We start from the raw sequence: 13,137 nt of genomic DNA on the forward strand, positions 1-13,137 counted from the left end.
CGGCCGGCCACGCCGCCCAACGCCGCTGAGCCGCCCGCGGCGGCATCCGCGGCTTCGGCACCTGCATCCGCGCAGCCGGCCGCGCAGCCCGCGCGCTCGTCCGCGCCGGCTTCGAAGGCCGCGCCGGCGCAGTCAGCGTCCTCGGCTGAGGCGCCTCAGGCTCAGTCCCCCGCGACGCAGGCGCCCCAGGCTCAGGCCCCGGCAGCGCAGGCCGCGGCAGCGTCGACCCCGGCGGTCGGCTCCCCGGCCGGCGCCACCGGCTGGACGACGGTCGCCATCCCCGGGTCCGCCCCCGCGGTCGAGTCCGCGCCTGCACGGGAGTCAGCCCCCGCACGGGAGTCCGCGCCCGACCCGGAGCCCCCGTTCGACGAGGAGCCGCCGCCGTTCGACGACGCCCCGCCGGAAGACCCGATGTACGACGACCGCGGTGCCTCATCGGCCGCGCCGGCCGCGTCCGCCCAGGTTTCGTCCGGAGCGGCACCCGCCGGCTCGGCAACCCCGCCGACAGCAGCAGCCTCCGCAGCCCCCGTAGCCTCCGCCGCCAAGCGCCCCGCGAAGGCATCCGCCCCCGCCTTCTCCGAGAAGCAGCGCTACGGCGAATCGGTCGTCCGCGAGATCCTCGGCGCCACTTTCCTCGAGGAACAGGCGCACGAGCCGGCCGTCCGACCGAGAAACGACTAAGCCGTGTACGAAGGAATCGTCCAGGAACTCATCGACGAGCTCAACCGCCTACCCGGAATCGGGCCGAAGTCCGCGCAGCGCATCGCCTTCCACATCCTGCAGACGCAGAACTTCGATGTGAGCCGGCTCGCGCACGTGCTGCTCGAGGTGCGCGAGAAGGTGCGCTTCTGCGACATCTGCGGCAACGTGTCCGAGCAGCAGACCTGCATGATCTGCCGTGACCCGCGCCGCAACCCCGCGATCATCTGCGTGGTGGAAGAGGCCAAGGACGTCGTCGCGATCGAGCGCACCCGCGAATTCAAGGGGCTCTACCACGTGCTCGGCGGCGCGATCAGCCCGATCGACGGCATCGGCCCCGACGACCTGCGCATCCGCCAGCTGATGCAGCGCCTCGCCGACAACACCGTGCAGGAAGTCATCATCGCCACCGACCCGAACCTCGAGGGCGAGGCCACGGCGACCTACCTGTCGCGCCTGCTCACGACCCTCGAGATCCGCGTCACCCGCCTCGCCTCAGGACTGCCGGTCGGCGGGGACCTCGAATACGCCGACGAGGTCACCCTCGGCCGAGCGTTCGAGGGCCGTCGCGTCGTCACCAGCTGACGGCCGAGCCGGCCACGAGCCGGCCGCCCGAACCCAGCCCGCCCGCGTCACCAGAACGTCACATGGCGGCCTGAGAATACAAGTGCATTTATGATGGATGTTTGGGCTCAGCGCCCGCGAACCCAACCTCAGGAGTGCTACGTGAGCTTGATCGTGCAGAAGTTCGGCGGATCATCCGTCGCCGACGCCGAAAGCATCAAGCGCGTGGCCAAGCGCATCGTCGACACCCGCAAGGCGGGCAACGATGTCGTCGTGGTCGTCTCGGCCATGGGCGATTCGACCGACGAGCTGCTCGACCTGGCCCACCAGGTCGCGCCGATCCCCGCGCCCCGCGAACTCGACATGCTGCTCACCGCCGGCGAACGCATCTCGATGGCGCTGCTCGCGATGGCCATCAAGAGCATGGGCTACGACGCGCTCTCCTTCACCGGCAGCCAGGCCGGCATGATCACGGATGCCCGCCACGGCTCGGCACGGATCGTCGACGTGACTCCCGGGCGCATCCGCGACGCCCTCGACGGAGGCGCCGTCGCCATCGTCGCCGGCTTCCAGGGCTTCAACCGCGACACCATGGACATCACCACCCTCGGCCGGGGCGGCTCCGACACCACCGCCGTCGCCCTCGCGGCGGCCCTCGACGCCGACATCTGCGAGATCTACACCGACGTCGACGGGGTCTTCACCGCCGATCCCCGCGTCGTGCCCCAGGCCCGCAAACTCGACCGGATCTCGAGCGAGGAAATGCTCGAACTCGCCGCCGGCGGGGCCAAGGTGCTCTACATACGAGCCGTGGAATATGCCCGTCGTCACGGTGTGACCCTGCACGTCCGGTCGTCCTTCAACAACAACCAGGGCACGATCGTCTACAACAGCGAGTTCGTGGATCCGAATGGAGAGACAGTGGAAGAGCCGATCATCGCCGGGATTGCCGCCGACCTGAGCGAAGCCAAGATCACGGTCGTCGGCGTGCCCGACGTGCCCGGCAAGGCGGCCCAGATCTTCAAGATCGTCGCCAGCGCCAACGCCAACGTGGACATGATCGTGCAGAACGTCTCCGGCGTGGCCACCGGCGTCACCGACATCTCGTTCACCCTGCCGAAGTCGGAGGGCCAGCAGACGCTGACCGCGTTGACCAACGAGCAGGAGAACGTCGGCTTCGCCAACCTGCAGTACGACGACCAGATTGGCAAGCTCACGCTCGTCGGCGGCGGCATGCGCACCAACACCGGGGTCTCGGCGAAGCTGTTCGAGGCGCTCTTCCTGGCCGGCATCAACATCGAGATGATCTCCACCAGCGAGATCCGCATCTCCGTCGTCACCCGGGCCGACACCATCCAGCAGGCCCTGCGGGTCGTGCACACCGCCTTCGGCCTCGACGCCGAAAACGAAGCCGTCGTCCACGGCGGCACCGGCCGCTAGCCCCGCAAACCAGGCCGCCGCCACCGCAGCACGTTAGGAAGACACAGTGACCAGTACCGCAGGAATCCAGATCGGCGTCGTCGGGGCAACCGGCCAGGTGGGCGCCGTCGTGCGCCGGCTGCTCGAGGAGCGCGACTTCCCGGTCGCCGGCATCCGGTTCTTCGCCTCGTCCCGGTCCGCCGGCACGACCCTGCCCTGGCGCGGCGAGGACATCGTCGTGGAGGATGCCGCAACGGCCGATCCGACCGGCCTGGACGTTGCTATCTTCTCGGCCGGCGCCACGCTGTCGAAGTCGCAGGCGCCGCGGTTCGCCGCGGCCGGCGTGACCGTGATCGACAACTCCTCCGGCTGGCGGATGGACCCCGACGTCCCGCTCGTCGTCAGCGAGGTCAACCCCGGCGCGATCAAGCAGGCCGTCAAGGGCATCATCGCCAACCCGAACTGCACCACGATGGCGGCCATGCCCGTACTCAAGGTGCTGCACGACGAGGCCGGCCTCGAACGACTCATCGTCAGCACGTACCAGGCCGTGTCGGGCAGCGGCCTCGCCGGCGCCAGCGAGCTCGCGACCCAGGTGCGGGTCGCGTCCCAGGACGGCAACCTGCTGCAGCTCGTGCACGATGGCTCCGCCGTGAACATCCCGGCCCCGGCCATCTACGCGCGGCCGATCGCCTTCGATGTCATCCCGCTCGCCGGGTCCATCGTCGACGACGGCTCGTTCGAGACCGACGAGGAGAAGAAGCTCCGCAACGAGAGCCGCAAGATCCTCGAGCTGCCCGACCTCCTCGTCTCCGGCACCTGCGTGCGGGTGCCCGTCTTCACCGGCCACTCGCTCTCGATCAACGCCGAGTTCGGCAAGCCGCTGAGCGTCGAGCGCGCCCGAGAACTGCTCGCGACCGCTCCCGGCGTCGAACTGACCGACATCCCGACCCCCCTCGAGGCGGCCGGCAAGGATGCCAGCTTCGTCGGCCGGATCCGCCAGGACCCCGGCGTGCCGAACGGGCGCGGCCTCGCCCTGTTCATCAGCAACGACAACCTGCGCAAGGGAGCCGCGCTGAACGCCGTGCAGATTGCGGAGCTCGTCGCCGCCGACCTCCTCGCCGCGGCCCCCGCGGCCTCCTAGCCTCACAACTCCAGCCACCCGCACGCTCCGGACGCGCTCCGTATGCGCGCCCGCGCACCCCGCACGAGTTCAGGTTGAGTTGCGGAGAAAGTACCCTCAATCGCCAAATGAAGGTACTTTCTCCGCAGTTCAGCCAGGGCACGCCAGGGCAAGCCAGGGCAGAACGTAGAGTCCACCCGCGGCCCGCTTTTGTCTCGCGGTCGCCGCGTGACATAGGGTGGCCGACGGCGCCCGGACCCCCAATCGGGTCACGCGGCGCCGATCCACGCGAACACTGGAGTTTCACCATGGCCTCTGCCCCGACGACCGAAACCGACGCCAGGCAGGCGGATCCGGGCGGCAACCAGCTGGCCAAGAGCCTCAAGCCGCGCCACCTCTCGATGATCGCCATCGCCGGCGTGATCGGCGCCGGCCTGTTCATCGGCTCCGGTGCCGCGATCCGCGAGGCGGGCCCCGGCATCCTGCTGGCCTACGCGGCCGCCGGCTTCATCGTGATCCTCGTCATGCGCATGCTCGGCGAGATGGCGGCCGCCAACCCGGCCACCGGATCGTTCTCCACCTACGCCGACCGGGCCCTCGGCCGCTGGGCCGGGTTCAGCATCGGCTGGCTGTACGCCTGGTTCTGGATCATCGTGCTCGGCATCGAGGCCACCGCCGGCGCCGCAATCGTGCACCGCTGGATCCCCGGCGTCGACCAGTGGGTCTGGGCGCTCGTGCTCATGGTGCTGCTCACCCTCACCAACGTCGTCTCGGTGAAGTCGTTCGGCGAGTTCGAGTTCTGGTTCGCGTCGATCAAGGTCGCCGCCATCATCGTCTTCCTCCTGCTGGGCGTCGCGGCGATCCTCGGCTTCATGCCCGGGGTGGACGCGCCCGGCCTCAGCAACCTCACCGGCCACGGCGGATTCTTCCCCAACGGCAGCGGCGCCGTCCTCGGTGGCGTGCTCGTCGTCGTCTTCTCCTTCTTCGGCGCCGAAATCGCCACGATCGCCGCCGGCGAATCGGCGCACCCGGTCGACGCCGTCAAGAAGGCCGTGCGCTCCACCGTGTGGCGCATCCTGATCTTCTACATCGGCTCGATCGCCATCGTCGTGACCCTGCTGCCCTGGGACAGCGCGTCCGTGGCCAAGAGCCCCTACGTGGCCGTGATCGAACTCTTCGGCATCCCGGGCGCCGGCACGATCATGGACGTCATCGTGCTGACCAGTGTTCTGTCCTGCCTGAACTCCGGCCTCTACACCGCCAGCCGGATGCTGTTCACCCTCTCCGCCCGCGGGGACGCACCCAGGGGCTGGTCGAAGATCTCCAGGCGAGGCGTGCCGCGGAGCGCCGTGCTCGCCTCGACCATCGTCGGCTTCGTCACCGTCGGGCTCAACTACATCGCCCCCGACACGGTCTTCCTCTTCCTCGTCAACACCTCCGGCGCGATCGCGCTCTTCGTCTGGCTCGTCATCGCGACGTCGCAGCTCGTGCTCCGCCGCCGGATGGACAAGGCCGAGGTGGAGAAGCTCTCCCTCCGGATGTGGGCGTTCCCGTACCTCACCTGGTTCGCGATTGCCAGCATCGTCGCGCTGCTGGTCGGCATGATGGTGCTCGAGAAGACCCGCGAGTCGCTCCTGCTCTCGCTGCTCCTCGCGGTCGTGGTCGTGGGCTTCGGCGTCTGGCGCTATCGCCGCGGCAACGCGGCCAACGCGCTGCGCACCGAACTCACCCTGGCCGAGGAACCCCACCCCATCCACACCGCGTAACCTCCCGCGAAAACGCACTTGTGCTCGTTATGAACCCGTCATAACGAGCACGAGTGCGTTTTCGCGAGGGGGTGGGGAGCCACGGCGGATGGCAAGATGGTCGCATGACTGTCGATTCCACCACCGCGCCCGCGTTCAAGATCGCCGACCTCACCCTGGCCGAGGCGGGCCGCCACCAGCTGCGCCTCGCCGAGAACGAGATGCCCGGCCTGATGGCCCTGCGCGCCGAATTCGGCGACACGAAGCCGCTGGCCGGCGCCCGCATCGCCGGATCGCTGCACATGACCGTGCAGACCGCCGTGCTGATCGAAACCCTCGTGGCGCTCGGCGCCCAGGTGCGCTGGGCGAGCTGCAATATCTTCTCCACCCAGGATGACGCGGCCGCCGCGATCGCCGTCGGCCCCACCGGCACCCCGGATGCCCCGGCCGGCGTCCCCGTCTTCGCCTGGAAGGGCGAGACCCTCGACGACTACTGGTGGTGCACCGACCGGATCTTCGACTGGACCGCGGAAGCCGCGGCGGCGGGGGAGACCTGGACCGGCCCGAACATGATCCTCGACGACGGCGGGGACGCCACGATGCTCGTGCACAAGGGCCGCGAGTTCGAACTGGCCGGCGCGGTGCCGGCGCCGTCCGATTCCGACAGCCACGAGTACAAGGTCGTGCTCGAGACGCTCCGACGGTCGCTCGCCGAGTCGCCGGATCGCTGGACCGGGATCGCCGCGGAAATCGCCGGCGTCACGGAGGAAACCACGACCGGCGTCCACCGGCTGTACGAGCTGGCGGCCGCCTCGCAGCTGCTCTTCCCCGCGATCAACGTCAACGACTCGGTCACCAAGTCGAAGTTCGACAACAAGTACGGCATCCGCCACTCCCTGCCGGACGGCCTCAACCGGGCCACCGATGTGCTGATCGGCGGCAAGGTCGTCTTCGTCGCCGGCTACGGGGATGTCGGCAAGGGGGCCGCCGAGGCCCTCCGCGGGCAGGGCGCCCGGGTGATCGTCAGCGAGATCGACCCGATCAACGCCCTGCAAGCGGCCATGGACGGCTTCCAGGTCGCCCGGATCGAATCCGTCGCCCCGCAGGTCGACATCTTCGTCAGCGGCACCGGCAACTTCAACGTCATCACCACCGAGCACATGCTCCGGATGAAGCACCTCGCGATCATCGCCAACGTCGGCCACTTCGACAACGAGATTGACATGGCGTCGCTCGAGACGCTCGCCGGCGCCGTGCGGGTCGAGATCAAGCCGCAGGTACACGAGTGGCGCCTGCCCAGCGGACGCAGTGTGCTCGTGCTCTCCGAGGGGCGCCTGATGAACCTGGGCAACGCCACGGGACACCCGTCGTTCGTGATGAGCAACTCGTTCACCAACCAGGTGCTCGCGCAGATCGAGCTCTACTGCTACCCGGAGAAGTACCCGGTCGGCGTGTACGTGCTGCCCAAGCACCTCGACGAGAAGGTCGCCCGGCTGCACCTCGATGCGCTCGGCGTCGAACTCACCCTGCTCACCCCCGAACAGTCCGCCTACATCGGCGTGCCCATCGAGGGCCCGTACAAGGTCGACCACTACCGCTACTAAACGGCGGGAAAGCGCGCCGGCAGATAGCCGCGGAAGGGCGAGACACGCCCGAAACGACGGTGCTTTTGACGGCTGCCCCGGACCGCCGTAATGTATCTATACGTACCCCAAAGGTGCGGAAAGCCGCAGCGCTTCCCGGCCTCAAGTGGGACCAGATCTCAGTCACTACAGCACACAAATTCCTCTTGTAGGAACGTGTTTGGAAGCCTAAGATTATTTCGGCTCACCAGGCCGATCCATCAGGTTCGAGTCACGATTCTGGCGTGTGTTTTCACCGCTGGGAACGCGAAATGCTCGATTTGACAGGGTCTAAACGGTGAGCTAAGTTAGACAGGTTGCCCCAGAACGAAAGTCGCAGTGCTGATCAAACAGCGCGGCCTGAACCTGGGTGCGTCCGATCCTTGAGAACTCAACAGCGTGCACAATGTCAAATGCCAAAAACCTCGGTCGTAGGGCTCCTTTCTAGGGGGTACCGCGGAAGAGATTCCTTTGGAAAACATTTAAACAACAAAGCAAGTCAGTAATGATTTGTTCTGTCAGTTTCAAACTTGCAGATTGTTCGCCCATTCNCCGGTCACTTCGGTGGCTTGGCAATCAAACATTTACGGAGAGTTTGATCCTGGCTCAGGACGAACGCTGGCGGCGTGCTTAACACATGCAAGTCGAACGGTGAAGAGAAGCTTGCTTCTTGGATCAGTGGCGAACGGGTGAGTAACACGTGAGCAATCTGCCCTTGACTCTGGGATAAGCGTTGGAAACGACGTCTAATACCGGATACGACCCTCGGAGGCATCTCCTGGGGGTGGAAAGAATTTTGGTCAAGGATGAGCTCGCGGCCTATCAGCTAGTTGGTGAGGTAATGGCTCACCAAGGCGACGACGGGTAGCCGGCCTGAGAGGGTGACCGGCCACACTGGGACTGAGACACGGCCCAGACTCCTACGGGAGGCAGCAGTGGGGAATATTGCACAATGGGCGAAAGCCTGATGCAGCAACGCCGCGTGAGGGACGAAGGCCTTCGGGTTGTAAACCTCTTTTAGTAGGGAAGAAGCGAAAGTGACGGTACCTGCAGAAAAAGCACCGGCTAACTACGTGCCAGCAGCCGCGGTAATACGTAGGGTGCAAGCGTTGTCCGGAATTATTGGGCGTAAAGAGCTCGTAGGCGGTTTGTCGCGTCTGCTGTGAAAACCCGAGGCTCAACCTCGGGCCTGCAGTGGGTACGGGCAGACTAGAGTGCGGTAGGGGAGATTGGAATTCCTGGTGTAGCGGTGGAATGCGCAGATATCAGGAGGAACACCAATGGCGAAGGCAGATCTCTGGGCCGTAACTGACGCTGAGGAGCGAAAGCATGGGGAGCGAACAGGATTAGATACCCTGGTAGTCCATGCCGTAAACGTTGGGAACTAGATGTGGGGACCATTCCACGGTCTCCGTGTCGCAGCTAACGCATTAAGTTCCCCGCCTGGGGAGTACGGCCGCAAGGCTAAAACTCAAAGGAATTGACGGGGGCCCGCACAAGCGGCGGAGCATGCGGATTAATTCGATGCAACGCGAAGAACCTTACCAAGGCTTGACATATAGAGGAAACGGCTGGAAACAGTCGCCCCGCAAGGTCTCTATACAGGTGGTGCATGGTTGTCGTCAGCTCGTGTCGTGAGATGTTGGGTTAAGTCCCGCAACGAGCGCAACCCTCGTCCTATGTTGCCAGCACGTAATGGTGGGAACTCATGGGATACTGCCGGGGTCAACTCGGAGGAAGGTGGGGATGACGTCAAATCATCATGCCCCTTATGTCTTGGGCTTCACGCATGCTACAATGGCCGGTACAAAGGGCTGCAATACCGTAAGGTGGAGCGAATCCCAAAAAGCCGGTCTCAGTTCGGATTGAGGTCTGCAACTCGACCTCATGAAGTCGGAGTCGCTAGTAATCGCAGATCAGCAACGCTGCGGTGAATACGTTCCCGGGCCTTGTACACACCGCCCGTCAAGTCATGAAAGTCGGTAACACCCGAAGCCAGTGGCCTAACCGCAAGGAAGGAGCTGTCGAAGGTGGGATCGGTGATTAGGACTAAGTCGTAACAAGGTAGCCGTACCGGAAGGTGCGGCTGGATCACCTCCTTTCTAAGGAGCACAGCACCTCTCCCCGGTATACAGGGAGATCACAGGTGCCAAGCCATTTCGGAAACACACGTTTTCCGGTGGCGCTCATGGGTGGAACATTGACATTGATGCAGAACCAAACGGTTCGATCTCAGTACTCTGCAGCGTTGTTTACAACGCTCAGATGGAACGGGTTGGTCCTGGCGGGTTTGCATGCGCACGCTGTTGGGTCCTGAGGGACCGGAACAAGCCGGCTAAGCCGGCCTGAACCTTTCCTTCTGGACCTTTTCTTGTTCCCATCATTCGGGGATGAGCGAGGGTACCGCCCGTACTTTGAGAACTACACAGTGGACGCGAGCATCTTAAATTTGACTGCCTTCGGGCAGCAAATTACAAAGACCAACGCAGATATCGCCTCTTCGGGGGTGTGATGCGTTGATCATTGGTCAATTTCGGTCGCGAATTTATTCGCGACACTTAATCGATTCAAACTCATGTGATTTCAAATTTCTAAGAGCAAACGGTGAATGCCTTGGCATGTAGAGCCGAAGAAGGACGTAGTAATCTGCGATAAGCCTCGGGGAGTTGATAAACGAACTTTGATCCGAGGATTTCCGAATGGGGAAACCCCGCCAGGCCCGCAAGGTGACCTGGTGACTCCCGCCTGAATATATAGGGCGGGTAGAGGGAACGTGGGGAAGTGAAACATCTCAGTACCCACAGGAAGAGAAAACAATAGTGATTCCGTTAGTAGTGGCGAGCGAAACCGGATGAGGCTAAACCGATCATGTGTGATAGCCGGCAGGCGTTGCATGGTCGGGGTTGCGGGACTTTTCTGCTGCTTCTGCCGAACAGTGAGGGTTAGAACGTTGTATAGACGAACAGGATTGAAAGCCTGGTCATAGAGGGTGCGAACCCCGTAGTCGAAATGCAGCAATCGCCCGAAGAGTATCCCAAGTAGCACGGGGCCCGAGAAATCCCGTGTGAATCCGTCAGGACCACCTGATAAGCCTAAATACTCCTACATGACCGATAGTGAACAAGTACCGTGAGGGAAAGGTGAAAAGTACCCCGGGAGGGGAGTGAAATAGTACCTGAAACCGTTTGCTTACAAACCGTTGGAGCCAGCATGTTCTGGTGACAGCGTGCCTTTTGAAGAATGAGCCTGCGAGTTAGTGATATGTGGCGAGCTTAACCCGAGAGGGGAATGCGTAGCGAAAGCGAGTCTGAATAGGGCGATTCAGTCGCATGTCCTAGACCCGAAGCGAAGTGATCTATCCATGGCCAGGTTGAAGCGACGGTAAGACGTCGTGGAGGACCGAACCCACTTCAGTTGAAAATGGAGGGGATGAGCTGTGGATAGGGGTGAAAGGCCAATCAAACTTCGTGATAGCTGGTTCTCTCCGAAATGCATTTAGGTGCAGCGTTGCGTGTTTCTTGCCGGAGGTAGAGCTACTGGATGGCCGATGGGGCCCAAAAGCTTACTGACGTCAGCCAAACTCCGAATGCCGGTAAGTGAGAGCGCAGCAGTGAGACGGTGGGGGATAAGCTTCATCGTCGAGAGGGAAACAACCCAGACCACCAACTAAGGTCCCAAAGCGCGTGCTAAGTGGGAAAGGATGTGGAGTTGCACAGACAACCAGGAGGTTGGCTTAGAAGCAGCCACCCTTGAAAGAGTGCGTAATAGCTCACTGGTCAAGTGATTCCGCGCCGACAATGTAACGGGGCTCAAGCACGCCACCGAAGTTGTGGCATTAATATTTTTGGTAAGCCGCCACCTTGTGTGGTTGGTTCAGCCGTGTTGATGGGTAGGAGAGCGTCGTGTGGCCAGCGAAGCGGCGGTGTAAACCAGCCGTGGAGGCTACACGAGTGAGAATGCAGGCATGAGTAGCGAAAGACGGGTGAGAAACCCGTCCTCCGAAAGATCAAGGTTTCCAGGGCCAGGCTAATCCGCCCTGGGTAAGTCGGGACCTAAGGCGAGGCCGACAGGCGTAGTCGATGGACAACGGGTTTATATTCCCGTACTGATGAAGAACCGTCCAAGCTAATCCAGTAATGCTAAGTGTCTGAATCCCACTGACCAACGCCTTCGGGCTGCGGGGGTGGGCCTAGCGCACGACCCTATGCTGGTGCGGTTAGCGTATTAACAGGTGTGACGCAGGAAGGTAGCTGAGCCGGGCGATGGTTGTCCCGGTCTAAGGATGTAGGGCGAACGATAGGCAAATCCGTCGTTCACGATGCCTGAGACCCGATGGGTAGCCCGTAAGGGCGAAATCAGTGATCCTATGCTGCCAAGAAAAGCATCGACGCGAGGTTCAAGTCACCCGTACCCCAAACCGACTCAGGTGATCAGGTAGAGAATACTAAGGAGATCGAGAGAATCGTGGTTAAGGAACTCGGCAAAATGCCCCCGTAACTTCGGGAGAAGGGGGGCCTGAGGCGTGAAGGGATTTACTCCTGGAGCGTTCGAAGGCCGCAGAGACCAGTGGGAAGCGACTGTTTACTAAAAACACAGGTCCGTGCCAAGTCGCAAGACGATGTATACGGACTGACGCCTGCCCGGTGCTGGAAGGTTAAGAGGAAGGGTTAGCGCAAGCGAAGCTCAGAATTTAAGCCCCAGTAAACGGCGGTGGTAACTATAACCATCCTAAGGTAGCGAAATTCCTTGTCGGGTAAGTTCCGACCTGCACGAATGGCGTAACGACTTCCCAGCTGTCTCAACCGCGAACTCGGCGAAATTGCATTACGAGTAAAGATGCTCGTTACGCGCAGCAGGACGGAAAGACCCCGTGACCTTTACTACAGCTTGGTATTGGTGTTCGGTGTGGCTTGTGTAGGATAGGTGGGAGACTGTGAAGCTTGGACGCTAGTTCAGGTGGAGTCAACGTTGAAATACCACTCTGGTCATATTGGATATCTAACTTCGAACCGTAATCCGGTTCAGGGACAGTGCCTGGTGGGTAGTTTAACTGGGGCGGTTGCCTCCTAAAAAGTAACGGAGGCGCCCAAAGGTTCCCTCAACCTGGTTGGCAATCAGGTGTCGAGTGTAAGTGCACAAGGGAGCTTGACTGTGAGACTGACAAGTCGAGCAGGGACGAAAGTCGGGACTAGTGATCCGGCAGTGGCTTGTGGAAGCGCTGTCGCTCAACGGATAAAAGGTACCTCGGGGATAACAGGCTGATCTTGCCCAAGAGTCCATATCGACGGCATGGTTTGGCACCTCGATGTCGGCTCGTCGCATCCTGGGGCTGGAGTAGGTCCCAAGGGTTGGGCTGTTCGCCCATTAAAGCGGTACGCGAGCTGGGTTTAGAACGTCGTGAGACAGTTCGGTCCCTATCCGCTGCGCGCGCAGGAAATTTGAGAAGATCTATCCCTAGTACGAGAGGACCGGGATGGACGAACCTCTGGTGTGTCAGTTGTTCCGCCAGGAGCACCGCTGATTAGCTACGTTCGGAACGGATAACCGCTGAAAGCATCTAAGCGGGAAGCCGGCTTCGAGATGAGATTTCCATCCCTTCGGGGGAGAGGCTCGCAGCTAGACTACTGCGTTGATAGGCCGGATGTGGAAGAGAGGACTAAAGACTCTTGAAGCTGACCGGTACTAATAAGCCGATAATTTGATAACACTCAGTTTGAATAAGCTGCTATGCGTCCACTATGTGGTTCTCGATGTACGGTCGAGAACAACGCCCCACGTGTCTTATAGACACCGGGCTCTATAACTAAAAATATAGGTTCGAAACATCGAAAAGTGTTTCGGCGGCTATAGCAAGAGGGAAACGCCCGGTCTCATTCCGAACCCGGAAGCTAAGACTCTTTGCGCCGATGGTACTGCAGGGGGGACCCTGTGGGAGAGTAGGACACCGCCGGACTTAACTTAGAAA

General features: G+C 62.1%; 5 protein-coding genes, 3 rRNA genes and 1 pseudogene. All 9 read left to right on the forward strand.

Features of this window, described 5'->3' with window-relative positions:
• Positions 1-681 (forward strand): annotated as a pseudogene (locus tag E3O23_RS18005) (hypothetical protein); the annotation flags it as partial.
• Positions 682-684: 3 nt separating this feature from the next.
• On the forward strand, positions 685-1,284 hold the full coding sequence (recR, locus tag E3O23_RS03855) for a recombination mediator RecR (RefSeq protein ID WP_134488349.1): 600 nt from the start codon (positions 685-687) through the stop codon (positions 1,282-1,284).
• A 141-nt stretch (positions 1,285-1,425) separates the two neighbouring features.
• On the forward strand, positions 1,426-2,703 hold the full coding sequence (locus E3O23_RS03860; RefSeq protein WP_134488351.1) for an aspartate kinase: 1,278 nt from the start codon (positions 1,426-1,428) through the stop codon (positions 2,701-2,703).
• Between the two features lie 46 nt (positions 2,704-2,749).
• Positions 2,750-3,826 (forward strand): aspartate-semialdehyde dehydrogenase, encoded by a 1,077-nt coding sequence (locus E3O23_RS03865; RefSeq protein ID WP_134488353.1) that lies wholly within the window; start codon positions 2,750-2,752, stop codon positions 3,824-3,826.
• Positions 3,827-4,113: 287 nt separating this feature from the next.
• Complete coding sequence (locus tag E3O23_RS03870; protein ID WP_134488355.1) at positions 4,114-5,571, forward strand: amino acid permease; 1,458 nt, start codon at positions 4,114-4,116, stop codon at positions 5,569-5,571.
• A gap of 104 nt (positions 5,572-5,675) precedes the next feature.
• The gene (gene ahcY, locus E3O23_RS03875; protein ID WP_134488357.1) at positions 5,676-7,154 is read left to right on the forward strand and encodes an adenosylhomocysteinase; all 1,479 of its coding nucleotides are present in this window, start codon (positions 5,676-5,678) and stop codon (positions 7,152-7,154) included.
• Positions 7,155-7,755: 601 nt separating this feature from the next.
• Positions 7,756-9,274: ribosomal RNA gene (locus E3O23_RS03880) — 16S ribosomal RNA — on the forward strand.
• 479 nt (positions 9,275-9,753) lie between these two features.
• A 23S ribosomal RNA gene (locus E3O23_RS03885) occupies positions 9,754-12,878 on the forward strand.
• A gap of 130 nt (positions 12,879-13,008) precedes the next feature.
• Positions 13,009-13,125: ribosomal RNA gene (rrf, locus tag E3O23_RS03890) — 5S ribosomal RNA — on the forward strand.
• Together the 16S, 23S and 5S rRNA genes form the textbook arrangement of a ribosomal RNA operon.
• Positions 13,126-13,137 lie beyond the last annotated feature (12 nt).

The sequence above is a fragment of the Cryobacterium tagatosivorans genome (genome assembly GCF_004402215.1).
Taxonomy (GTDB): Bacteria; Actinomycetota; Actinomycetes; order Actinomycetales; family Microbacteriaceae; genus Cryobacterium; species Cryobacterium tagatosivorans.

Bases quoted from the DNA above. Each gene is read 5' to 3' on its own strand.
- E3O23_RS03870 (WP_134488355.1), top strand. From the start codon at position 4,114: ATGGCCTCTGCCCCGACGACCGAAACCGACGCCAGGCAGGCGGATCCG.
- ahcY (WP_134488357.1), top strand. From the start codon at position 5,676: ATGACTGTCGATTCCACCACCGCGCCCGCGTTCAAGATCGCCGACCTC.